The organism is Glaciibacter superstes DSM 21135, from assembly GCF_000421145.1.
GTDB lineage: Bacteria > Actinomycetota > Actinomycetes > Actinomycetales > Microbacteriaceae > Cryobacterium > Cryobacterium superstes.
Map to the genome: position 1 here is coordinate 99,461 of NZ_ATWH01000015.1, position 24,243 is coordinate 123,703.

General features: G+C 65.7%; 22 protein-coding genes. 20 read left to right on the plus strand and 2 right to left on the minus strand.

The genetic code is table 11. From position 1 onward, the window contains the following. Positions 1–96 precede the first annotated feature (96 nt). Both K323_RS0119840 and K323_RS0119845 read left to right on the plus strand, forming a co-directional pair. The gene (locus K323_RS0119840) at positions 97–4,836 is read left to right on the plus strand and encodes an Lhr family ATP-dependent helicase (RefSeq protein ID WP_022887012.1); all 4,740 of its coding nucleotides are present in this window, start codon (positions 97–99) and stop codon (positions 4,834–4,836) included. Positions 4,837–4,866: 30 nt separating this feature from the next. Then, complete coding sequence (locus K323_RS0119845; protein WP_022887013.1) at positions 4,867–5,643, plus strand: DNA-formamidopyrimidine glycosylase family protein; 777 nt, start codon at positions 4,867–4,869, stop codon at positions 5,641–5,643. 6 nt (positions 5,644–5,649) lie between these two features. Here K323_RS0119845 and K323_RS0119850 read toward each other — a convergent pair whose 3' ends face one another. Next, positions 5,650–5,919, minus strand: coding sequence for a hypothetical protein (locus K323_RS0119850; protein WP_022887014.1), 270 nt, complete (start codon positions 5,917–5,919; stop codon positions 5,650–5,652). Between the two features lie 155 nt (positions 5,920–6,074). Here K323_RS0119850 and K323_RS30105 point away from each other — a divergent pair, with 155 nt between their 5' ends. Beyond that, a complete protein-coding gene (locus K323_RS30105) occupies positions 6,075–6,431 on the plus strand; it encodes a GNAT family N-acetyltransferase (protein ID WP_051147447.1) in 357 nt (118 codons plus the stop codon). Between the two features lie 81 nt (positions 6,432–6,512). Here the strand turns inward: K323_RS30105 and K323_RS0119860 are convergent, their stop codons facing one another. Beyond that, a complete protein-coding gene (locus K323_RS0119860; RefSeq protein ID WP_026851890.1) occupies positions 6,513–6,893 on the minus strand; it encodes a DUF1844 domain-containing protein in 381 nt (126 codons plus the stop codon). Between the two features lie 278 nt (positions 6,894–7,171). Here K323_RS0119860 and infC point away from each other — a divergent pair, with 278 nt between their 5' ends. The 17 genes from infC to K323_RS0119945 all read left to right on the plus strand — a co-directional run bounded on the left by infC (position 7,172) and on the right by K323_RS0119945 (position 24,185). Then, positions 7,172–7,756 carry a translation initiation factor IF-3 gene (gene infC / locus K323_RS0119865; protein WP_084697513.1) on the plus strand — a complete coding sequence of 195 codons (585 nt, stop codon included), beginning with the start codon at positions 7,172–7,174 and terminating at the stop codon, positions 7,754–7,756. Continuing rightward, positions 7,749–7,943: a 50S ribosomal protein L35 gene (gene rpmI, locus K323_RS0119870; RefSeq protein WP_022887018.1), complete on the plus strand. Its 195-nt coding sequence runs from the start codon at positions 7,749–7,751 to the stop codon at positions 7,941–7,943. Before infC ends, rpmI begins: the two co-directional genes overlap by 8 nt. Positions 7,944–7,971: 28 nt before the next feature. Then, positions 7,972–8,361 (plus strand): 50S ribosomal protein L20, encoded by a 390-nt coding sequence (gene rplT / locus K323_RS0119875; protein WP_022887019.1) that lies wholly within the window; start codon positions 7,972–7,974, stop codon positions 8,359–8,361. 116 nt (positions 8,362–8,477) lie between these two features. Next, complete coding sequence (locus K323_RS0119880) at positions 8,478–9,278, plus strand: TrmH family RNA methyltransferase (RefSeq protein ID WP_022887020.1); 801 nt, start codon at positions 8,478–8,480, stop codon at positions 9,276–9,278. Between the two features lie 177 nt (positions 9,279–9,455). Beyond that, positions 9,456–10,244, plus strand: coding sequence for an amino acid ABC transporter ATP-binding protein (locus K323_RS0119885; protein WP_026851892.1), 789 nt, complete (start codon positions 9,456–9,458; stop codon positions 10,242–10,244). Between the two features lie 37 nt (positions 10,245–10,281). Beyond that, positions 10,282–11,154, plus strand: coding sequence for a glutamate ABC transporter substrate-binding protein (locus tag K323_RS0119890; protein ID WP_026851893.1), 873 nt, complete (start codon positions 10,282–10,284; stop codon positions 11,152–11,154). A 78-nt stretch (positions 11,155–11,232) separates the two neighbouring features. Beyond that, the gene (locus tag K323_RS0119895) at positions 11,233–11,880 is read left to right on the plus strand and encodes an amino acid ABC transporter permease (RefSeq protein WP_022887023.1); all 648 of its coding nucleotides are present in this window, start codon (positions 11,233–11,235) and stop codon (positions 11,878–11,880) included. Positions 11,881–11,918: 38 nt separating this feature from the next. After that, positions 11,919–12,809, plus strand: a complete 891-nt coding sequence (locus tag K323_RS27495; RefSeq protein WP_245571034.1) for an amino acid ABC transporter permease — start codon at positions 11,919–11,921, stop codon at positions 12,807–12,809. A 23-nt stretch (positions 12,810–12,832) separates the two neighbouring features. Then, positions 12,833–13,891, plus strand: coding sequence for a phenylalanine--tRNA ligase subunit alpha (gene pheS / locus K323_RS0119905; RefSeq protein ID WP_022887025.1), 1,059 nt, complete (start codon positions 12,833–12,835; stop codon positions 13,889–13,891). Further along, positions 13,891–16,437, plus strand: coding sequence for a phenylalanine--tRNA ligase subunit beta (gene pheT / locus K323_RS0119910; protein WP_022887026.1), 2,547 nt, complete (start codon positions 13,891–13,893; stop codon positions 16,435–16,437). The genes pheS and pheT overlap by 1 nt, the downstream gene beginning before the upstream one ends. Positions 16,438–16,558: 121 nt before the next feature. Next, positions 16,559–17,602 carry an N-acetyl-gamma-glutamyl-phosphate reductase gene (argC, locus tag K323_RS0119915; RefSeq protein ID WP_022887027.1) on the plus strand — a complete coding sequence of 348 codons (1,044 nt, stop codon included), beginning with the start codon at positions 16,559–16,561 and terminating at the stop codon, positions 17,600–17,602. Beyond that, complete coding sequence (argJ, locus tag K323_RS0119920) at positions 17,599–18,780, plus strand: bifunctional glutamate N-acetyltransferase/amino-acid acetyltransferase ArgJ (RefSeq protein ID WP_022887028.1); 1,182 nt, start codon at positions 17,599–17,601, stop codon at positions 18,778–18,780. Before argC ends, argJ begins: the two co-directional genes overlap by 4 nt. Next, complete coding sequence (gene argB / locus K323_RS27500; RefSeq protein WP_022887029.1) at positions 18,780–19,727, plus strand: acetylglutamate kinase; 948 nt, start codon at positions 18,780–18,782, stop codon at positions 19,725–19,727. Before argJ ends, argB begins: the two co-directional genes overlap by 1 nt. Next, the gene (locus K323_RS0119930) at positions 19,724–20,911 is read left to right on the plus strand and encodes an acetylornithine transaminase (RefSeq protein ID WP_022887030.1); all 1,188 of its coding nucleotides are present in this window, start codon (positions 19,724–19,726) and stop codon (positions 20,909–20,911) included. The genes argB and K323_RS0119930 overlap by 4 nt, the downstream gene beginning before the upstream one ends. Positions 20,912–20,944: 33 nt before the next feature. Next, positions 20,945–21,874 carry an ornithine carbamoyltransferase gene (gene argF, locus K323_RS0119935; RefSeq protein ID WP_022887031.1) on the plus strand — a complete coding sequence of 310 codons (930 nt, stop codon included), beginning with the start codon at positions 20,945–20,947 and terminating at the stop codon, positions 21,872–21,874. Between the two features lie 281 nt (positions 21,875–22,155). Then, entirely contained in the window at positions 22,156–23,592 is a 1,437-nt protein-coding gene (gene argH, locus K323_RS0119940) for an argininosuccinate lyase (RefSeq protein WP_022887032.1), read from the plus strand. Continuing rightward, positions 23,589–24,185: a DNA-3-methyladenine glycosylase gene (locus K323_RS0119945; RefSeq protein WP_022887033.1), complete on the plus strand. Its 597-nt coding sequence runs from the start codon at positions 23,589–23,591 to the stop codon at positions 24,183–24,185. Before argH ends, K323_RS0119945 begins: the two co-directional genes overlap by 4 nt. The last annotated feature ends 58 nt before the right edge of the window (positions 24,186–24,243 follow it).

A 24,243-nucleotide genomic window follows, 5' to 3' on the forward strand; every position in this document is an offset into this window, starting at 1 on the left:
TCAGCACCTTCTGGTGAAGGAGGATTCCGCATAGAACACAAGTAGTCGCCCTGCTGCACGGTTGGGAGTGTCAGTGGAGTGGGCGAAGATGGGGAGATGGCTGAGGTACTGGGGCGCTTCTCGCCGGCCACTCGCGCGTGGTTCGGCGAGGCGTTCGCCGCGCCAACGGCCGTGCAGCTCGGAGCCTGGGATGCGATCTCTCGCGGCTCACACGCACTGGTGGTCGCCCCGACCGGCTCCGGCAAGACCCTCGCGGCATTCCTGTGGGCGATCGACCGTCTCGCCGCGAGTCATGTGACGGATGCCGCGGCGACGGCGACGGCGACGCCGATCACCAAGGTGCTGTACATCTCCCCGCTGAAAGCCCTCGGTGTCGACGTCGAACGTAACCTGCAGGCTCCACTGGTGGGAATCACCCAGGCCGCTCACCGGCTGGGCTCCGAGCCGCCACACGTCAGCGTCGGCGTGCGCTCCGGTGACACCCCCTCCGCTGACCGGCGCTCGCTCGTGAAGACTCCTCCCGACATCCTGATCACCACGCCGGAATCGTTGTTCCTGATGCTCACCTCGGCCGCGCGCGAGTCGTTGCGAGGTGTCGAGACGGTCATCATCGACGAGATCCACGCGGTCGCCGCCACCAAACGCGGCGCGCACTTGGCTGTCTCCCTGGAGCGACTGGACGCACTGCTGGCCACGCCCGCTCAGCGAATCGGTCTCTCGGCGACCGTGCGGCCGCATTCGGAAGTCGCGCGATTCCTCGGCGGGTCGGCTCCGGTCGAGATCGTCGCGCCAGATGCCCAGAAGCGGTTCGACCTGCGCGTGGTCGTGCCGGTCGAAGACATGAGCCAGCTCGGTGCCGCGCCGCCCCAAGAGGGTTCGGCGGCGGCAAGCACGCCGCGCACCGGCTCGATCTGGCCGCACGTGGAGGAGGCGATCGTCGACCAGGTGCTCGCGCACTCGTCGTCGATCGTGTTCGCGAATTCGAGGCGGCTGGCCGAACGGCTCACAGCCCGGTTCAACGAGATCTATGCCGAGCGGATGGAGGCGGAAGCGGAGGGTGAGCCGGTTGCATCCGTCGCTGTGTCAAGCGACGTCTCAGCCGGCGCCGTTCTCGAGGCCGGAGGCAGTTCGCCTCGCCGCTCGCCCGCGGAGATAATGGGAGGCAGCGGCCAGAGCGAGGGCGCTCCGCCGCTGCTGGCCCGTGCGCACCACGGTTCGGTGAGCAAGGAACAGCGGGCGATGATCGAAGACGACCTGAAGTCGGGCTGGCTCCGTTGTGTCGTGGCGACGTCGAGCCTCGAACTCGGCATCGATATGGGGGCCGTCGACCTTGTCGTGCAGGTGGAGTCGCCGCCGTCCGTCGCCAGCGGTCTCCAGCGCGTCGGCAGGGCAGGGCATCAGGTGGGTGAAGTGTCACGCGGTGTGATCTTTCCCAAGCACCGGGCCGATCTGATCCACTCAGCTGTCGCGGCCGAGCGGATGAAGGCCGGTCTGATCGAGTCGCTGGCCGTACCGACGAACCCCCTCGACATCCTCGCGCAGCAGACCATTGCCACCGTCGCCTTGGAGCCGATCGACGCAGACGAGTGGTTTGAGAGCGTGCGCCGGAGCGCCCCTTTCGCCACCCTGCCGCGATCCGCGTATGAGGCCACACTCGATCTGCTCGCCGGGCGATACCCCTCCGACCAGTTCGCCGAGTTGCGCCCGCGCATCCTTTGGGACCGGGAGAACGGCACACTGACCGGCCGACCGGGAGCACAGCGTCTCGCCGTCACCAGCGGCGGCACCATCCCCGATCGCGGCCTGTTCGGTGTCTTCATGGTCGGCGGGGATACCGCAACCGGCAAGCGGGTCGGCGAGCTCGACGAAGAGATGGTCTACGAATCCCGGGTCGGCGACGTCTTCGCCCTGGGAGCGACGAGTTGGCGCATCCAGGAGATCACTCACGACCGCGTTCTGGTGGTGCCGGCATTCGGGCAACCGGGTCGGCTTCCGTTCTGGAAGGGCGACGGGCTTGGCCGGCCGGCCGAACTGGGCCGCGCCGTCGGCGCATTCCTCAGGGAAATCGGGACGGCAAAACCGACCGAAGCTCGCGCCCGGTGTGCAGCAGGCGGCCTCGACGAACGGGCGACGAACAACCTGCTCGCCTTCCTCGACGAGCAACGGGCAGCGACAAGGCACCTTCCCACCGACAGCACGCTGGTCGTCGAACGGTTCCGTGATGAACTCGGCGACTGGCGGGTGGTGCTGCATTCACCGTTCGGCATGCAGGTCCACGCGCCCTGGGCGCTCGCCGTCGGTGCCAGGGTGCGGGAGCGGTTCGGCATCGACGGTGCCTGCGTGGCCAGCGACGACGGCATCGTCGTGCGCATTCCAGACACAGAGTCCGAACCGCCGGGCGGAGAGCTCTTCGTGTTCGACCCAGACGAGCTCGAGCAGCTGGTGACGGAGGAGGTCGGCGGCTCCGCCCTCTTTGCGTCCCGTTTCCGTGAGTGCGCCGCTCGTGCACTGCTTCTGCCGCGGTACAACCCCGGCAAGCGCTCGCCGCTCTGGCAGCAGCGGCAGAAGGCGTCCCAGCTGCTCGAGGTTGCGCGCGTCTACCCGACGTTCCCGATCATCCTGGAGACCGTTCGCGAGTGCCTGCAAGACGTCTACGACCTGCCGGCGTTGACCGACCTCGCCCGACAGATCGCCAGCCGCACCGTGCGCCTCGTTGATGTGACGACGGATGCCGCCAGCCCGTTCGCGTCGACGCTCCTGTTCGGTTACGTGGCCGCCTTCATGTACGAGGGCGACTCCCCGCTCGCAGAACGCCGCGCCACCGCGCTCTCGCTCGATGCCGGCCTGCTGGCCGACCTGCTCGGTCGCGTTGAACTCCGTGAGCTGCTCGACCCGGGCGTGCTCGAGCTGACCGAGCGGGAGTTGCAGCGTCTGGCCGACGACCGGAAGGCACGCGGGCTGGAGGGCGTCGCCGACCTGTTGCGCACACTCGGACCACAGACCGTCGCGGAGGTCAGCGAACGGCTGGCGCCCGTTGAGGGAGCCACCACCGACGCACAGGCGCCGGAACACCAGGCGCTGGAACACCAGGCGCTGGAACACCAGGCGCTGGAACACCAGGCGCTGGAACACCAGGCGCTGGAACACCTCACCGCCCTGGTAGCAGCGCGGAGAGCCATCAGGGTGAGCTTCGCCGGGCACGACTGGTGGGCGGCGATTGAAGACGCCAGCCGGCTGCGCGATGCCCTTGGCGTGCCGGTTCCGCTCGGTATTTCTTCGGTCTTCACCGAGTCGGTCGCCGAGCCTCTTGGCGACCTGGTGAGCCGCTACGCCCGCACTCACGGCCCGTTCACCGCTACGGATGTCGCCGAACGCTTCGGCCTGGGCACATCCGTCGCCCTCGGCGCACTTCGTCGCCTCGCCGATTCCCGCCGCGTGATCGAGGGGGAGTTCCGGCCGCACGGTGCTGGAGCAGAGTGGTGCGATGCTGAGGTACTGCGCCGGCTTCGCCAGCGTTCCCTTGCCGCGCTTCGGCACGAGGTGGAACCGGTCGACCACGCCACGCTCGGGCGCTTCCTGCCGGCCTGGCAGCATGTCGGCGGCCGGCTTCGAGGACTTGACGGCGTCGCATCCGTCATCGAACAGCTGGAGGGCGCTCGCGTTCCCGCGTCGGCCTGGGAGTCGCTGATTCTGCCCGCGCGGGTCTCCGATTACAGTTCGGCGATGCTCGACGAGCTGACCGCGACGGGGGAGGTGCTCTGGGCGGGTTCCGGGTCGCTCTCCGGCTCCACCGGTTCGGCGGCCAGGGACGGCTGGATCAGCCTGCACCTGGCGGAGACGGCCCCTCTCACCCTGCCTGTCGCTCTCGGTTTCGACGCCACACTGATGCAGCAGGAGGTTCTCGCCACGCTGGGCGGCGGCGGGGGGTATTTCTTCCGGCAACTGGCGGATGCGGTCGGCAGCCAGGACGACGCCGACCTGGTGCTCGCGCTCTGGGAACTGGTGTGGGCCGGTCTCGTGAACAACGATACTTTCGCGCCGGTGCGTTCGCTGATCTCCGGCGGTCGCAGTGCGCACAAGCCCACGAGGTCGGCGCCGAGGGCGAGAATGGGCCGCGGACGCAGCCTGCCACGACCGAGCCTGCCGAGCAGGGGCGGGCCGCCAATCGTTGCAGGGCGCTGGTCGATCGTTCCACTCGCAGACGAGTCGAGCACCAGGCGCGCGCACGCCCTCGGTGAGACCCTGCTGGAGCGCTACGGCGTGGTCACCAGAGGCGCCGTCACCAATGAGGGCGTCATTGGGGGGTTTGCGCTGGTTTACCGCACCCTGAGCGGCTTCGAGGAGACCGGCCGGGCCCGCCGTGGCTACTTCATCGAGGGCCTGGGCGCGGCGCAGTTCGCGACGGCGGGCACCATCGACAGACTGCGCAGCTACGTGTCAGACGGCTCGAATGAACGGGCCGGCGCGGCCTCGATCTTCACGTTGGCCGCGACCGATCCGGCGAACCCGTACGGCGCCGCCCTGCCGTGGCCGGCGCTGCCGGAGGGCACCACTCATCGCCCGGGGCGGAAAGCAGGGGCTCTCGTGGTGCTGGTCGACGGCGAGCTGGCGCTCTATATCGAACGCGGGGGCAAGTCGATGCTGGCCTTCACCGACGCGGAAGACCGCCTGGTCGGTGCTGCGCGATCGCTCGCCGACATCGTCACCGGGGGAGGGGTGGACCGAATCCGAGTCGAAACCGCCAATGGGCAGTTTGTGATCGGAACACCGCTCGGAAAGGCACTCCAAGACGCCGGCTTCTCGGTCACGCCACAGGGCCTACGGTTCTCGAATTGAACGTGCGACCGCTGCTGTCCAGGGGAACGGATGCCTGAGGGCGACACCGTCTACCAGACGGCACGAACGCTGGATGCAGCGTTGCACGGCGCAGTCCTGACGCGGTGCGACATCAGGGTGCCGGAGTTCGCCACCGTCGACCTCACCGGCCAGACCGTGCACGAGGTGGCCAGCAGGGGTAAGCACCTGCTGATGCGGATCGGCGAGGTGAGTATCCACTCGCATTTGAAGATGGAGGGTTCCTGGCACCTCTACCGCCATGGCACCTCCTGGAAGCGGCCGGCTTTCCAGGCGAGGGCCGTGCTGGAGACGGCGGAATGGGTCACCGTGGGTTTCGAACTCGGGGTGCTCGAGATCGTGCCGATCGAGCGTGAGGCGGAGCTGCTCGCGTACCTCGGGCCAGACCTGCTCGGCGCAGGCTGGGATGCGGAAGAAGCGGTTCGCCGGCTTGAGGAGCATGGCGACGTGCCGGTTGCGGTGGCGCTCGCCGACCAGCGCAATATCGCGGGGCTCGGCAATGTCTACGTCAACGAGTTGTGCTTCCTGAGGGGAGTGCTACCGACCCAGCCGGAATCGCGGGTGTCAGACGTGCCAGGGATGATCGCGCTGGCGCACCGCCTGATCACGGCGAACCGGGAACGGGTGCGCACGACGACGGGCGACACCAGGCGGGGGAGGCAGCTATGGGTCTACGGGCGGGATGGCGAACCGTGCAGGCGCTGTGGCACGCGCATCGAGCGAGGCCGGCTCGGTCGCACAGAACTGGAGCTGCGAGACACCTTCTGGTGCCCCCGTTGCCAGGTCTGATTGTGCTCAGTGCATGGGTGTTGGCGGAATCGGCCCGGTGACGTTGCCGCCCTCGTCGCTTTCGTCGCCTGGCCGGCTGGCATCGACGTCGGATTTTGTCGAGTCAGACGTATTTTCCTCCGCCTGACCGTCGCTGTTGCCTTCCAATCCGTCGACGATGCCATTCGTCTGGTCGAATGGGTGACTCACATCGCCCAGGTCGCCGAGGTTCGCTTTGTCATCCGGTGTCGTGTCGCCGGCCGCGTCTGCTTCTTCGTTGGAGGATTCGTTCGTCATATTTCGGAGCCTACGCCGCCGTTTCCCAGCGTCAACCCCGTCCGCCCCAGGTCGTCCATCACGACGCGCCAATTGCGCGCGCATGCGCCATGCGCGCATGGCGCATGCGCGCGCAAATGGCGCGCGGCGGTGAGACGAGGATTAGAGTTCCGAATGTGAACGCGATCGTTCCCAGGCGCGAGCAGCACGGTGTCGCTTGGTACGCAGTTCGACGCAGCGATGGGGCCTTGGTTGGGAGTGCCGGGTTGTTCATGGGCCGGACCGGGCCGCATCCCGAGATCGGTTTCGAGGTCCGCCACGCAGATCAAGGCCAGGGTTACGGCAGCATTGCAGCGGCAGCCGTGGTCGCTGAAGCCCATCGGGCAGGCTTCCCCGAGGTCTGGGCGACCGTCCGTGGATGGAACGTTGCCTCGTTGCACGCGCTGGCTCGAGTGGGGTTCGTTCAGGACCGGATAGAGAATGACGATCGCGGTGACCTCGTCTTCTTGCTGCACAGGAGCGCTTGCGACTGACGGTTTATCACGACGCGCCAACTACGCGCTCATGCGCCATGCGTGCGTGGAGCATGAGCGCGCAGATGGCGCGCAATGCGCCTAGTTGACCGGGCCGGTGTACTTCTCGCCAGGGCCCTGGCCGATCGGGTCTGGAATGGCAGATGCCTCGCGGAACGCGAGTTGCAGGGAACGCAACCCGTCGCGCAGGCTCCTGGCGTGCATGTCGGAGATGTCGGGGGCGGATGCCGTCACCAGGCCGGCGAGGGCGGTGATCAGTTTTCTGGCCTCGTCGAGGTCTGTCTGTGACTCCGGGTCGTCAGCCAGGCCGCACTTGACGGCTGCCGCGCTCATCAGGTGTACGGCCGTGGTGGTGATGACCTCCACGGCGGCGACATCGGCGATGTCCCTGGTCGCCTGGGCGGCGTCATCCTCATCCGGAAACCGGAGATCGGGGGTATTCGGTGCCGTAGTGTCGCTCACTGCCATCCTCTGCTAGACTCATCCGGGCTCCGAGATGTAAATCTCGGTACGAAAGTGGAGAATCTCCCACCCGCGCATACCGCTTCATCAAGGTTACCGGGTCGATTACACTCCGCCGTCGCGGCGCTGGTCTCCAGCATTGCGAAGGTAGACAGGGTGTCGTGTTTAGGTTGCGAGAACAATTCGCGAGTGCCTGCGCACGTGATTCTCCTCGCTTCGTCGCCAGCGGCATCCGTCGTCTGGTTGTAGTCACGAAGTATTGAGTAGAGGAGTGACGCATCAGCGATCCCCGTACAAATGACCGTATTCGCGTCCCTGAAGTTCGTCTTGTCGGTCCCGGCGGCGAGCAGGTCGGGGTCGTGGCGATTGATGTTGCCCTGCGACTGGCACAGGAGGCAGACCTCGATCTGGTCGAAGTAGCCCCTAATTCCAAGCCGCCGGTTGCCAAGATCATGGACTACGGCAAGTTCAAGTACGAGGCTGCGCAGAAGGCCAAGGAGGCCAGGCGCAACCAGGCGAACACGATCTTGAAAGAGGTCAGGTTCCGTCTCAAGATTGACAAGCACGACTATGAGACCAAGCGCAAGCGCGCAGAAGGCTTCCTCAAGGGAGGCGACAAGGTCAAGGCCATGATCTTGTTCCGTGGTCGTGAGCAGTCCCGCCCAGACCAGGGTGTGCGACTGCTCCAGAAATTTGCCGAAGATGTCGCGGAGTTCGGTTCTGTCGAATCGACTCCGACCATTGACGGTCGAAACATGGTCATGGTCATTGGCCCCCTGAAAAACAAATCAGAGGTCAAGGGCGAGGCCCTCGCACATCGTGCTGCTGACAAAGCAGCGAAACAGGAGGAAAAGAATGCCTAAGCAGAAGACCCACTCCGGGTCCAAGAAGCGTTTCAAGGTCACCGGTACCGGCAAGATCATGAAGCAGCAGGCCGGCATGCGTCACAACCTGGAGGTCAAGGCCTCCAAGCGCAAGGCACGCCTGAACCAGGACCAGGTGCTGGCCAAGGCCGACAGCAAAGTCATCAAGAAGCTTCTCGGTCGCTAGACCTTCGTAACGTAAGGAATTCAGGAAAATGGCAAGAGTAAAGAGGGCAGTCAACGCCCACAAGAAGCGTCGCGTCATCCTCGAGCGCGCCGAGGGCTACCGCGGACAGCGTTCGCGTCTGTACCGCAAGGCCAAGGAGCAGGTCACCCACTCCTTCGTCTACAGCTACCGCGACCGTCGTGCCCGCAAGGGTGACTTCCGTCGCCTGTGGATTCAGCGCATCAACGCCGCGTCGCGCGCGAACGGCCTCACCTACAACCGCCTGATCCAGGGCCTCGGCCTGGCCGGCGTTGAGGTAGACCGCCGTATCCTCGCCGAACTGGCCGTCAATGAGCCCGCCACGTTCGCGGGGCTCGTGGAGACCGCCAAGGCTGCTCTTCCCGCCGACACGTCGGCTCCGAAGGCTGACGCCGCGTAGCAATACCTGCAGTTTTCACGGGAGCCGCTGGCCATCTGGTCGGCGGCTCCCGTTCTGTGTCTGGGCCCCTCGGCGGGTTGCCCCTTGAACGAGTGAGCGCCAAGTAGGCTTAGAACATGCTTGATAATCCCCGTTCGCCGCGTGTGCGCGCCGTGGCCAAACTGGCCAAGCGCAGCGCCAGAGCCGAGACCGGGCTGTTCCTCCTCGAGGGGCCGCAGTCCGTCGCAGAGGCGCTGACCTTCCGCCCGGAGCTGGTGGTCGACCTTTTCGCGACTCCGACAGCACTCGAGCGTTATCCCGACATCGCAGAAGCGGCAACCCAAGCCGGCATCGAGGTGGAGTTTGTCACCGAGCAGGTACTCGAGGCGATGGCCGATACGGTGACTCCGCAAGGCTTCGTTGCCGTCTGTCGTCAGTTCCCGACCTCGGTAAAAGACATCTTCGCCGGGGAGCCACAGCTCATCGCCATCCTCGAAGAGGTGCGCGACCCCGGCAACGCCGGCACCATCATCAGGGCGGCAGATTCCTCCGGTGCCGATGCTGTGATCCTCACCGGTCGCAGTGTCGACCTGTACAACCCCAAGGTCGTCCGTTCCTCAACCGGTTCGATCTTCCATGTTCCCGTTGCCGTCGGCGCCACCCTCGACGATGTGGCGGGCCGGGCACGGGCCGCTGGGCTCCAGGTGCTCGCCGCCGACGTCAAGGGCGATGACCTGCTCACCGCCCGCTCGGCCGGTGTGCTCGCTGCTCCGACCGCGTGGCTGTTCGGAAACGAAGCCCGCGGCCTGACGGACGAGAGCATCGAACTAGCGGATCGTGCCATCACCGTGCCGATCTACGGCAACGCAGAATCGATGAATCTCGCGACCGCGGCCTCCGTCTGCCTGTATGAGAGCGCGTTCGCCCACCGCTCTTAGATACAACCGCCTGACCATTCGACGGAGATTTTCGTCGAATAGCGTGAATCAGGGCGATTTGTGCTCTTCTAGAACAGAATCTCCGTCGAACGGCTGCGGGCGAAGCTCGATTACAAATAAGTAACCGTCCGGAGAATGTGGGGGCATCCGGTTCGCTGGTCCCCTATGTTTGGGGATATGGAGCCTACAGCGCCGTCACCGGCTACCTCGAACATCAGTGTGCGTCGAGGCGAACCACTCGTTGTTGTCAAAGACGTCAACAAGCACTTCGGGGAACTGCACGTTCTGAAGAACATCAACTCGGTGGTGAACCGCGGCGAGGTCGTTGTGGTGATCGGTCCGAGTGGATCGGGCAAGTCGACCCTGTGCCGGGCGATCAACCGCCTCGAAACCATCGACGACGGCATCATCACGATCGATGGCCATGAGTTGCCGAAGGAAGGCAAGGCGCTGGCGCACCTCAGGGCCGACGTCGGTATGGTCTTCCAATCGTTCAACCTCTTCGCACACAAGACCGTGCTTGAGAACGTCACCCTCGGGCCGATCAAGGTGCGTGGGATGTCGCGGAAAGATGCTGACAAGCGCGCGATGGAGCTGCTCGAGCGCGTTGGCGTGGCCAATCAGGCCAAGAAGATGCCCGCCCAGCTCTCTGGTGGCCAGCAGCAGCGCGTGGCCATCGCGCGTGCGCTGGCGATGGACCCGAAGGTCATCCTGCTCGACGAGCCGACCAGCGCGCTTGACCCCGAGATGATCAACGAGGTGCTCGAGGTCATGATCAGACTCGCCGAAGACGGCATGACCATGATCGTCGTGACGCACGAGATGGGCTTCGCTCGTAAGGCAGCGGATCGCGTCATCTTCATGGCGGAGGGCGAGATCGTTGAGGAAGCCACCCCTGAGCAGTTCTTCACCAACCCCCAGAGCGCGAGAGCGAAGGACTTCCTCTCGAAGATACTTGCCCACTAATCGGTGAGCAGGACAACACAGCAAACAGGAGGAAACCATGAGGCTGAAAAAAGGTCTGATGATCTCAGCCATTGCCCTCGCAAGCGTTCTGACGTTCAGTGCGTGTGCCGATTCCGGCGCCGCGCCATCGTCTGAAGCGCCCGTCGAGGAAGTACCGGAGTTCGAGGCCGGCACCACGATGGCCGACTTGAGTGACGCGGGCAAGATCACCATTGGCACCAAGTTCGACCAACCGCTATTCGGTCTCAAGGGCCCGGACGGCACCCCGGTCGGCTTCGACGTCGAGATCGGCAAGCTGGTCGCTTCTAAGCTCGGCATCAAGCCGGAGAACATCGAGTGGGTCGAGACCGTGTCGGCCAACCGCGAGCCGTTCATCCAGAACGGCCAGGTCGACCTCGTCGTGGCAACGTACACGATCAACGACAAGCGCAAGGAAGTCATCTCCTTCGCCGGCCCGTACTACAGCGCCGGCCAGGACCTGCTTGTACTTGCCGGAAACCCGGAAGACATCAAGGGCCCTGAGGATCTCGCTGACAAGGCGGTCTGCACGGTGACCGGTTCGACGTCGGAGAAGAACATCGCGGAGTACACCGCCAACGTGATCGCAACCGACACCTACTCGAACTGTCTCGGCCCGCTGCGCAGCGGTGAGGTCGCCGCGGTGACGACGGACAACGTGATCCTGGCCGGCCTTGCCGACCAGAACGCGGGCGAGTTCGAAGTTCTCGACAAACCGTTCACGGAGGAGCCCTATGGAATCGGGCTCGCGCTCGACGACACCGAGTTCCGCAACTTCGTCAACGACGTCCTTGAAGAATCCTTCGAAGACGGCGCATGGGCTGCTGCCTGGGAGTCGACGGCCGGCAAGGTGCTGTCCACGCCGAAGCCGCCGACGATCGACCGCTACTAATCCAGAAGAGCCAGGTGGCCCGCCCGCACTCCGGGCGGGCCACCCGGTTCGCAACACGTTTGAAAGAGGAGGTGAGTTGTGGACGCAGTCATTGAAAACCTGCCCAAGTTCCTTGAGGGCTTCGGGAACACCCTTGCCCTGCTCGGGTTAGCCGGCGTCGGCGCCCTGGTCATCGGCATAGTCGTCGCTGCAATGCGAATTTCCCCTGTGCCGTCTTTCCGCGCATTCGCGACCGTTTACACGGAACTCGTCCGCAACACACCACTCACCCTGGTGTTGTTCTTCTGTGCGACTCTCCTGCCGTACCTGCAGTTTCAGCCTGGCTACTTCACACTTGCCGCGATCGGCCTTACCGTTTACACGTCGCCGTTCATTGCCGAGGCGCTCCGTTCCGGAGTCAACGGCGTTCCGGTCGGTCAGGCAGAGGCCGCTCGCAGTGTCGGCCTCACCTTCGGGCAAAGCCTGTCGTTCGTCATCATGCCCCAGGCGATTCGAATGGTGATTCCGCCACTGATCAATGTCTTTATCGCACTCACCAAGAACACCTCGGTCGCCGGCGCTTTCTTTGTCTTCGAGCTGTTCGGCGCAGCCAGGCAGGTCACCAATGACCGAGGAGACGAAGTGATTGCGATTCTGCTCGCTGTCGCGTTCTTCTATCTTGTGATCACCATTCCTCTCGGACTGATCGCCGGGAAGGTCGAGCAGAGGGTGGCGGTTCTCCGATGAGTACCTCGGTTCTTTACGATGCGCCTGGGCCGAAGGCGATGACACGCTCCCGTGTCATCTCCGTTGTCGGTATCCTGCTGATTGTCGGCGGACTGGTGTGGCTGGCTTTTGCGCTCGGCGCACCCAAGACCAGTGCGAATGGCGCTGTGCAGCCGGGACTCTGGGATCCGACCCGCTGGGACGTCTTCAATGACCTGGTTGTCTGGCGCGCCCTGGGCAAGGGCGCCCTCGCGACACTGTCGATGGCCGGGGTGGCCGCTGTCTTCGCGATACTCCTTGGTATCGCGTTTTCGTTCGGACGCGCTTCGGAGAATGCGTGGATCCGTCGCCCGGCGACGATCATCCTCGAGTTCGTTCGCGGAATGCCCGTTCTGCTGATGATGCTGTTCATCCTGCTCGTGTTCTCGACCGGTTCGTTCTGGGCTGGCGTCGCCGCCCTGGCGGTCTACAACGGGGCAATCATCGGTGAAGCGCTGCGCGCCGGCATCAAATCTCTGCCCCGCGGGCAACGGGAAGCCGGTCTTGCCATCGGCCTCACTCCCCTCGCCACGCGGTTCCGGATCGAGTTTCCGCAGGCCTTCCGGCAGATGCTGCCGATTATCATCGCGCAGCTCGTGGTGCTGCTGAAGGACACTTCGCTGGCATTCGTGGTCGGGTACCCTGAGCTGCTGCGCGAAGGTATCTACAACCTCTCTGGATTCTTCGGCAACCGCTACGCGTTCTCGTTCTTCTTCGTGGTGCTGGCGATCTACCTGGCGATGAACCTGTCACTGTCGTGGCTGGCTCGCATCATCGCTCGACGCACGGGCTCGCACTCTGGCGGGGTGACCGCGATCGCAGAGCTTGATTCGACCACGCTCGGCGGCGAGTCGGCAGCACTCGGCATTGGTGGTGCCGGAGGCGACGGCGCGCGGGGTGATTCCCGGTAAACTTGTGCCTTGTGTCAGAGCCTATGAGCGCAGTGCCTATTACCCCCGAGCCCACTGAAATAACCGAACCAGCCGTCACCGAAGCCGTCGACGCGGCCCTAGCGGCCATCGCGGCCGCCGGCGACTCGACGGCGCTGAGGGCTGCTCGTGCCGCCCACGCGGCCGAAGCCTCACCGCTTGCGAAGCTGAACGCACTGATGCGTACCGTGCCGAACAACCAGAAGGCAGCGGCCGGCAAGCTCGTTGGGCAGGCCAGGGCGCAGGTCGGGCAGGCGCTCACGGCGCGCGAGGCAGAGATTCTCGCGGCGGAGGCAGAAGCCCGGCTGAAAGCCGAAGCCGTAGACGTCACCGCCGCCGCTTCGACCTGGCAGGCCGGCGCCCGGCATCCGATCTCCCTGCTGCAAGACCGCATCGCCGACGTCTTCGTCGGTATGGGCTGGGAGATCGCGGAGGGGCCGGAGCTCGAGAGCGAATGGTTCAACTTCGACGCGCTCAACTTCGACGAGGACCACCCCGCCCGCGCCATGCAGGACACCTTCTTCACCGAGCCGACGAGCGCGCACCTGGTGCTGCGCACGCACACGTCGCCGGTACAGCTGCGCGCGCTGCTCAGCCGGGAACTCCCCGTTTACGTGGTGGCGCCCGGACGCGTCTACCGCACAGACGAGCTCGACGCCACGCACACTCCGGTCTTCCACCAGACCGAGGGCATCGCCATCGACAAGGGCCTCACCATGGCGCACCTGCGAGGCACCCTCGATCACTTCGTCAAGTCGCTGTTCGGCGACGAGGCGACCGTGCGACTGCGCCCGAACTACTTCCCATTCACCGAGCCGAGCGCAGAGCTCGACTTCTGGCACCCGACCTTCAAGGGCGGCGCGCGCTGGATCGAGTGGGGCGGATGCGGCATGGTCAACGCCAACGTGCTGCGATCGGCCGGCATCGACCCAGAGGTGTACTCCGGTTTCGCTTTCGGCGTCGGCATCGACCGCGCCCTGATGTTCAGGAACGACGTAAAGGATATGCACGACATCGTTGAGGGCGACATCCGCTTCAGCCAGCAGTATGGGATGGCTGTCTGATGCGGGTACCACTGAGCTGGCTCGGCGAGTACGTCGACCTGGAGCCGGGAACGACGCCGGAAGATGTACATGCTGCCCTCGTGAGCGTCGGCCTCGAGGAAGAAGAGATCCACCGCTTCGATCTGTCCGGACCGATCGTCGTCGGCGAGGTGCTCGAATTCACCGAAGAACCGCAGTCGAACGGCAAGACGATCCGCTGGTGCCAGGTGCGCGTGGCGCCTGAGGGTGCGGAGGCCGCCGCAGACGGCGGACCCGCCGTGCACGGCATCGTCTGTGGCGCCGCCAACTTCTTCGTAGGCGACAAGGTCGCCGTGACGCTGCCCGGCTCCGTCCTGCCCGGCCCGTTCCCGATCGCTGCCCGCAAGACCTACGGGCACGTGTCAGACGGGATGATCGCGTCCGCTCGCGAACTCGGGCTCGGCGACGAGCATGACGGCATCCTGCGCCTGGCCACGCTGGGGCTTGACCCCGAGGTGGGTACGGATGCGATCAGCCTGCTGGGCCTGGACGATGCGGCCGTCGAAGTCAACGTCACGCCCGACCGTGGTTACGCCTTCTCGATCCGCGGGATCGCCCGCGAGTATTCGCACGCCACCGGTGTGTCGTTCCGCGACCCGGCGCTCGCTGTGGCGCCGATCGTGTCCGGTGAGATCTTCCCGGTGACGATCGACGACCAGGCGCCTATCCGGGGCCGCACGGGCGCGAGCGTCTTCGTGACGCGCGTGGTGCGAGGCGTCGACGCCACCCGGCCGTCTCCCGCCTGGCTGATCTCCCGGTTGAAGCTGGCGGGCATCCGTTCGATCTCGCTCATCGTCGACATCACGAACTACGTGATGCTCGAGCTCGGTCAGCCGGCCCACGGCTACGACCTCGACAAGCTCACTGGCGGCATCACCGTGCGCCGTGCGCGCGTCGGGGAGGAGCTGGTGACCCTCGACGATGTGACCCGAACGCTGAACGCCGAAGACCTGCTGATCACAGACGAGTCCGGGCCGATCGGCTTGGCCGGCGTGATGGGCGGAGCATCAACCGAGATCAGCGACATCACGACCAACGTGCTCGTCGAGGCCGCGAACTTCGACCCGGTGTCGATCGCACGGGCAGCTCGTCGCCACAAGCTGCCGAGCGAGGCATCCAAGCGGTTCGAGCGCGGAGTCGACCCCGCCGTCGCCGTTGTCGCGGCCGCGCGCGTCGTGCAACTACTGGTTGAACTTGCCGGGGGAGAGGCAGACGATCTCGGGTCGCTCCACGACGCGACGCCGGATGCGACGGCCATCGACCTGCCCACCGGCTTCATCTCGCGGTTGATCGGCCTCGAATACACGGCGGAAGAGGTGCGCACCTCACTCGCCGAAATCGGTGCGACCCTCGAAGTGACAACAGATGGCCTCGCCGTCACGCCGCCGAGCTGGCGCCCAGACCTGACCGACAAGTGGACACTCGCCGAGGAGGTCGCCCGCATCGTCGGGTACGACCGCATCCCTTCCGTGCTCCCGGTTGCGCCTCCAGGCAGAGGACTCACGCTCTCGCAGCAACTTCGACGCACGGTCGCGAACACCCTGGCTGCCACCGGTCACACCGAGGTGCTCGCCTACCCGTTCGTGTCGGAGACGGCGAACAATCGCTTCGGCGCCGCATCCGTTTCACCGGGTGCCGACGTTCCCCAGATCAAGGTCGCCAACCCGCTCGACGGCGAGGCGCCCTATCTGCGCACCTCGATCCTGCCTGGCCTGTTGCAGATCGCACACCGCAATCGCTCTCGTGGGCTCACCGACCTGGCCATCTTCGAGCTCGGGCTGGTGTTCCGTCCAGAGGTCGGTTTCGAATACGGCAGCGCGATCGTTCCGCCCGGCGCAGAACGACCGAGTGACGAATTGCTGGCCGAGTTGAACGCGGGCATACCGCCGCAGCCGTTGTCGCTGGGAGTGGTCCTGACCGGCAATACTGTGCACCATCAGCCGGGGCAGCCTGCCATCGCCGCAAGCTGGCAAGACGCACTCGCCGCGGTGCAGCAGATCGCCGTCGCCTCCGGCATGCAGATCGAGGTGCGGCAGGGTTCACACCAGGCCATGCACCCCGGGCGCACCGCCGAACTGTTCGTGACGACGGATGCCGGCAGCGAGATCGTCGGATATGCCGGCGAGCTGCTTCCTGCGTTCGCACACGAGCATGACTTGCCCGGAGTCGTCGCGGTCGCGGAGATCAACCTGACGGCTGTCTTCGACCGCGCCGGCGCGGGGATCATCGCGAAGCCGATCGGTACCATGCCGGCGGCGACGCAGGATCTCTCGCTCGTGGTGCCCGTCGACGTGCCGGCCGGCGACGTGCGTGCCGGCGTCGCTGAGGGCGGCGGAGAGCTACTCGAGCATGTCGAGCTGGTCGACGACTATCGGGGCCACGGCGTGGGTGAGGGGCAGAAGTCACTCACCTTCGCGTTGCGTTTCCGTGCGCCCGATCGCACTCTGACCGCCGCTGAGGCGAGTGACGCCAAGCTCGCTGGCGTCGCCGTCGCGGCCGAGCGCTTCGACGCCACGATCCGCGAGTAGCGGCCTGAGCGGAGCCGACCCCGTGGCCTGCATTCGCGGTCGACGGACCGTCACTGTCACTCTCGCGTGGGCTGGAGAGGCCTGTGACGGGGGCGGGCGACGCGCGCGATAGATTTGGGGTATGACTTTTTCGGTGGCAGTGGCGGGCGCGAGCGGTTATGCGGGCGGCGAACTCCTCCGTCTGCTCGCCGGACACCCAGACTTTGAGATCCGCACCGTCACCGCGAACAGCAACTCCGGGCAGCGTCTGGTCGACGTGCAGCCGCACCTGCGCTCCCTCGCGCACCTGACCCTGTCGGACACGACGCCGGAGTCCCTCACCGGCCACGACGTCGTCTTCCTTGCGCTGCCACACGGCAAGTCGGGCGAACTCACCTCTCACCTGTCTGCTGAGACTCTCGTCGTCGACTGCGGCGCAGACCACCGGCTCGAGAGCGAAGACGACTGGGCGGGGTTCTACGGCGGCGACTACTACGGCGCTTGGGCATACGGTGTGCCAGAACTCCCGGTGATCGGTGGTAAACAACGCGCAAACCTGGTCGATGCGCGCCGGATCGCGGCGCCTGGGTGCAATGCCAGTACCGTTTCTCTCTCACTTGCCCCCGGCATCCGTGCCGGTGTGATCGAACCGACCGACCTCTCCGCCGTGCTCGCCGTCGGTCCGTCTGGTGCGGGGAAGAGCCTCAAGCTGCCGTATCTCGCCGGCGAGATCCTCGGCTCGGCGAACCCGTATGCCGTCGGCGGCATGCACAGGCACATCCCCGAGATTCAGCAGGCCCTGCGCTGGGCCGGAGCGACCAGCCCCACCATTTCGTTCACGCCGGTGATCGTGCCGATGTCGCGCGGCATCCTTGCCACGACGACCGCGCGAATCACACCGGGAACCAGCCCAGCAGACGTGCGCGCCGCCTGGGAGCGCGCGTACGCTGACGAGCCGTTTGTTCACCTGCTCCCGGAGGGTCACTTCCCGCGAACGGCAGATGTGCTCGGCGCCAACACCGCGCTGATCGGCCTCGCCGTCGATGAAGCGGTGGGCAGGGTGGTTGTCGTCACCGCCGTCGACAACCTGGCAAAGGGAACGGCGGGAGCCGCCATCCAATCTGCCAATATCGCCCTCGGCCTCGCCGAGACGACGGGCCTCAGCCTGAATGGAGTTGCACCGTGAGTGTCACCGCCCCCGCCGGATTTGTCGCAGCCGGTGCCACCGCCGGACTCAAGAACTCGGGTGGCCTTGACCTGGCGCTCGTGCAGAACCTCGGTCCGCTCACTGCCGCCGCATCGGTGTTCACCTCCAACCGCTGCCTCGCCAACCCGGTCATCTGGAGCCAGCAGGTCATGAAAGACGGCGTTGTCAGCGCCATCGTGCTGAATTCTGGTGGCGCAAACTGCTACACAGGTGCCACCGGTTTCGCCACCACCCACGCGACCGCCGAATTCGTGGCAGAGAAGCTGGGCATCTCCTCCGGCGACGTCATCGTCTGCTCCACCGGGCTGATCGGCGAGCAGCTCGACCTGGGCAAACTCACGACCGGCATCACCGTGGCCGCAGGCACGCTGGCGACGGATGCCGCGGCCACGCCGTCAGGCGGGCTCGCCGCTGCGCAGGCCATCATGACCACCGATACGCGGCCGAAGCAATCTGAGCACCGCTCGCCGACCGGCTGGACCATCGGCGGTATGGCCAAGGGCGCTGGAATGCTCGCCCCCGGTCTGGCCACCATGCTGGTCGTGCTCACCACCGACGCAGTCCTCACCTCCGCGCAGCTCGACATCGCCCTGCGCACGGCGACCAGGGTGACTTTCGACCGTCTTGACTCCGACGGCTGCATGTCCACTAATGACACGGTCAGCCTGCTCGCCTCCGGTGCGAGCGGCATTGACGCCGACCTCACCGAGTTCACGGATGCCCTCACCGCGCTCTGCGCCGACCTCGCCGGTCAACTGCAGGCCGATGCCGAGGGCGCTTCGCACGACATCGCCATCGAGGTGCGAAACGCGAGAACGGAAGACGAGGCCGTGCTCGTGGCCCGCGCGATCTCCCGCAGCAACCTGTTCAAAGCCGCCATCTACGGCAACGATCCCAACTGGGGGCGCGTGCTCGCTGCGGCGGGAACCGTCGATGAGGCGGATGCCGCCTTCGACCCGTATGGCATCGACGTGGCGATCAACGGTGTGCAGGTCTGCCGCGCGGGGGAGCCAGATCAGCCCCGCGAGCTCGTCGATCTCTCGCCGCGAGCGGTCTCTGTGATCGTTGACCTGCACGAGGGAGCTGAATCGGCCACGATCCTCACCAACGACCTCACGCACGACTACGTCGAAGAGAACAGCGCGTACTCCAGCTGATGGGCGACAACGAGACCACATCAACCCACGCCGAGGCATCCGTCAAGGCGGCCACCCTGATCGAATCGTTGCCCTGGCTGAAACGATTCCACGATCAGATCATGGTCGTGAAGTTCGGCGGCAACGCCATGGTCAGCGAAGAGCTGCAGCGCGCGTTCGCAGAAGACATGGTCTACCTCCGGTACGCCGGCATCCGCCCGGTGATCGTGCACGGCGGCGGGCCGCAGATCTCGGCCATGCTCGAAAGACTGGGGATCGAAAGTGAGTTTCGCGGTGGCTACCGCGTGACCACTCCAGAAGCCATGGACGTCGTGCGCATGGTGCTCACCGGCCAGATCAGCCGTGACCTGGTCGGACACATCAACGAGCATGGGCCGCTCGCCGCAGGAATCTCCGGCGAAGACGCCGGGCTATTCCAGGGGCGCAGGCGCGGCGTTGTGATCGACGGCGAAGAAATCGACCTCGGTCTGGTCGGCGACGTCATCGGCGTCGACCCGGCCGCGGTGCACGCCGAACTCGCGGCCGGCCGCATCCCGGTCGTCTCCTCCATCGCGCCAGACGCGGATGTCCCAGGACAGTCTCTGAACATCAACGCGGATGCCGCGGCGGCGGCCCTCGCGGTAGCGCTGGGCGCAGCCAAACTGGTCATCCTCACCGACGTCGCAGGACTGTACAGCGACTGGCCGAACCGCGATTCGCTGGTCTCCGTGATCGACACGGATTCGCTCCGTGCTCTGATCCCGGCGCTTGAGTCCGGGATGATCCCGAAGATGACGGCCTGCCTCGACGCGGTCGAAGGCGGTGTCGCAAAGGCGGCGATCATCGACGGCCGCATTCCGCATTCCATCCTGCTCGAGGTGTTCACCCAGAGCGGCATCGGAACGGAAGTCGTTGACAGTGCCCAGAACCCACCAGCGGCACCCAACTCAGAAGGAGCACCGGCGTGACGACCTGGCAGGAACGTTTCTCGGCTTCCATGATGCGCACTCTCAGCACGCCGCTGGCAATGCTGGTGCGCGGAGAGGGGTGCTACGTCTGGGACGACACCGGCAAGCAGTACCTCGACTTCCTTGCCGGCATCGCGGTGAATTCGCTCGGCCACGCGCACCCCGCTGTCGTCGCGGCGGTCAGCGAGCAGATCGGTACCCTCGCACACGTCTCGAACTACTTCGCCAGCCCACCCCAGATCGAGCTCGCGGAACGCCTGAAGCGGCTGACCGGTGCCAGTGACGCAGGGAGGGTCTTCTTCTGCAACTCCGGAGCTGAGGCGAACGAAGCGGCGTTCAAGCTGGCGCGACTGAACACCGGCGGCACTGTGCAGAAGCCGCGTACCCGCATCCTGGCCCTGCATGACGCGTTCCACGGCCGCACCATGGGCGCACTCGCGCTGACCGGCAAACCGCACATGCGAGAGGCGTTCGAGCCGGTAGCCGGGGGAGTCGAGCACATCGACAGCACCACCCTGGCGCTCGAGGCTGCGATTGACAACACGGTGGCCGCGCTCTTCCTTGAACCGGTGAAGGGTGAGGCCGGCGTCATCGATCTGCCAGACGGGTATCTTCGCCGGGCGCGTGAGCTCTGCACCGAGCACGGGGTACTACTGATCCTCGACGAGATCCAGACCGGGATCGCGCGTACCGGGGCGTGGTTCGCCTACGAGCACGCCGGTATCCTGCCCGACGCGGTCACGATCGCCAAAGGGCTGGGCGGTGGCGTGCCGATCGGTGCGCTGGTGACTTTTGGCGCCGCATCCGATCTCTTCACCCGCGGGCAGCACGGCAGCACATTCGGGGGCAATCCGCTCGTCACGAGAACCGCCAACGCTGTGCTCAGCGTGATCGAAGACGAGCACCTGGTCGAAAACGCCGAGCGTCGTGGTCGCGAACTGCGCGCCATCATCGGCGGCTTGGGCTCACCGCTGATCGACGAGGTGCGTGGTCGCGGTCTCCTGATCGGTGTCGGCCTGACAGAGCCCGTCGCCCTGAAGCTGGCGGCCGCGGCCATGGATGCCGGGCTGATCGTCAACGCCGCGAACGAGTCGAGTATTCGCATCGCACCCCCGCTGATCGTCGGCGACAACGAACTCGCCGAATTCGAGAAGCGATTCGGGCTCGCATTGTCCAGCCTCTAGAGTTGACGAATTACCCGAAGAGAAAGCGATACCGTGACCCGCCATTTCCTGCGCGACGACGACCTCACACCGGCCGAACAGGCCGAGATCCTCGACCTTGCACTGGAACTGAAGCGAGACCGATTCCAGACGCAGCCCCTGGCCGGGCCGCAGACGGTCGCCGTGATCTTCGACAAGTCGTCGACCCGCACTCGGCTCTCCTTCGCGGTCGGCATCGCAGACCTCGGCGGCAGCCCGCTGATCATCACGACAGCGAACAGTCAGCTCGGCGGCAAGGAAACCGCGTCTGACACCGCTCGTGTCATGGAACGCCAGGTCGCCGCGATCGTCTGGCGCACCTACGCGCAGTCCGGCCTCGAAGAGATGGCGAACGGCACAACTGTCCCCGTGATCAACGCACTCTCCGATGACTTCCACCCCTGCCAGCTGCTCGCCGACCTGCTCACCATTCGCGAGCACCGCGGCGAACTCGCCGGGCTGACCCTCACCTTCCTCGGAGACGGTGCGTGCAACATGGCGCAGTCTTACTTGCTCGCGGGGGCGACGGCCGGCATGCACGTGCGTATCGCCTCGCCCGCCGAGTACTCGCCGAATGGCCAGGTTGTGGCGGATGCCGACGCGATCGCCACGAAGACCGGTGGCTCTGTGACGCTCTACACCGATCCGCTCGAAGCAGTCGCCGGTGCGGATGTCGTGGTCACCGACACCTGGGTCTCCATGGGCAAAGAAGAGGAGAAGGCCGCGCGCCTGAGCGAGCTCGGCCAGTACCGGGTGGACGAAGACCTGATGGCGCTGGCCAAGCCAGACGCGCACTTCCTGCACTGCCTCCCGGCCGACCGCGGCTTCGAGGTCGCGGCAGAGGTCATCGACGGACCGCAGAGCATCATCTGGGACGAAGCGGAGAACCGCCTTCACGCGCAGAAGGCCCTCTTGGTCTGGCTGCTGCAGAAGAACGCCGCGTAGCTCGCGCAGGCGCCAAGCGCCGTTCGACTGTCACACGCGCACGGCACGCTCCATTTGCGCGCCCATGCGCCATGCGCGCGTGGTGCATGGGCGCGTAACTGGAGCGCGGCGGGTACACCCCGAAGGCCGGGTCGTCGGCAACAGTCGCGGGGACTCCGCCGCCGTCAAGCCGGTAAACTTGCGGAGACTTCAACTCGCGGGAGAACATGGGGGAGCGGACTGCCCTCGCGGACTCTCGCGCACTCAAACTTCACTCGGCTGCGGCGGGAAGTAGGACGACGATGACAGGTGACGACATAGCAAGCCGGGCCGGTGAGGCCGGAGCGCTCTGGGGCGGCCGCTTCGAAGGCGGACCATCGCCGGAGCTCGCCCGGCTGAGCAAATCCACCCACTTCGACTGGCAGCTGGCCGAGTACGACATCCGTGGGTCGCGGGCGCACGCCAAGGCCTTAGCGGCTGCCGGCTACCTCGACGCCGATGAGCTGGCCGGCATGATCGGCGCCCTTGACACACTCGAGACGGCCGTGGTGAACGGTGAGTTCCTGCCGGCGACGACGGATGAAGACGTGCACTCTGCGCTGGAACGTGGGCTCATCAACATTGCCGGCCCCGAACTCGGTGGCAAGTTGCGTGCAGGCAGAAGCCGTAACGACCAGATCGCCACTCTGGTCCGGATGTTGCTTCGAGACCACGCTGCAGTACTCGCCGGGCTGCTCGTCGACCTGATCGATGCGCTTGCGGCCCAGGCAGAAGCGCACGAGGCCGCGATCATGCCTGGGCGCACGCACCTGCAGCACGCGCAGCCGGTGTTGCTCTCGCACCATCTGCTCGCCCATTGCTGGCCGCTCGTGCGCGACCTCGAACGTTTCGCCGACTGGGGCAGACGCGCCGACTTCTCGCCGTACGGCTCCGGCGCTCTCGCCGGCAACACACTCGGTCTCGATGCCCGCCTGGTTGCAACCGAACTCGGATTCGGCGCGGTCGTCGAGAACTCGATCGACGGCACCGCCAGCCGCGACCTCGTCGCGGAGTTCGCGTTCATCACCGCGCAGATCGGCATCGACATCTCCCGCCTGGCAGAGGAGATCATCCTCTGGAACACCAGGGAGTTCGACTTCGTCACTCTCGACGACGCCTACTCGACGGGTTCGTCGATCATGCCGCAGAAGAAGAACCCAGACATCGCCGAGCTCGCGCGCGGAAAATCCGGCCGGCTGATCGGCAACCTCACCGGCCTGCTCACCACCCTCAAGGGTCTCCCACTCGCGTACAACCGCGACCTGCAGGAAGACAAGGAACCGGTCTTCGACTCGATCGAGACGCTTGAGGTGCTGCTGCCTGCCTTCACCGGGATGGTGGCAACCCTGCGGTTCAATACCGATCGCATGGCCGAGCTTGCGCCGCAGGGCTTCTCCCTGGCGACGGATGTCGCGGAGTGGCTGGTCAAACGCCACGTCACCTTCCGCGATGCCCACGAGATCACCGGATCCTTCGTCAAATACGCGGAAGACCATGATCTCCAGCTGCACGAGGTGGACGACGACGCCCTCCGCTCAATCTCGGAGCATCTCACCCCCGACGTTCGCGATGTGCTGACCATCGAGGGTTCGGTATCGAGCCGCGACGGTCACGGCGGCACCGCGCCTGTGCGGGTGGCCGAACAGCGCGCTGCACTCGTCGAGCGGGTTCGAGGCCTGGCGGCCGCGCTCGCGCCGTGACCTTCGACCGGACAGTTCTGGAGCGGGGCGCCGTTGCGGCCGCGCCGTTGTTGCTCGGCGCCATCCTGACCCATCGCGGGGTTTCGGTGCGCATCACCGAGCTCGAAGCCTACGTCGGCGGAGGAGTCGACCCCGGTTCGCACGCCCACCGCGGCAAGACGAACCGCAACGCGAGCATGTTCGGACCACCCGGTCACCTCTACGCCTACTTCACCTACGGCATGCATACCTGCGCGAACATCGTCTGTTCACCCGACGGCACGGCGTCGGGTGTGTTGGTTCGCGCTGGCGAGGTTGTTGACGGTGTCGATGTAGCACACGGACGCCGCCCAACGTCGAAGAAAGACCGGGACCTGGCCAGGGGGCCCGCGCTCCTCACGCTCGCGCTCGGCATCAGCCTGTCCGACAACGGCGCAGACCTGAACGAACCGCCTTTCGACCTGGAGTTCCCGGCGGCATCCGCTGTCTACGAGACGGGGCCTCGAACGGGCCTCAGCGGTGAAGGGGGCACTGACGCGTTCCCCTGGCGATTCTGGATCCCAGGTGAGCCGTCGGTCTCACCGTACAAACGGCATCCGAAGCTTCCACGTTGACAGGCCGGAAGGGTCAGGTCGCGAAGGGACAGCTGCGAGAGGGCAGGTCACCAACGAA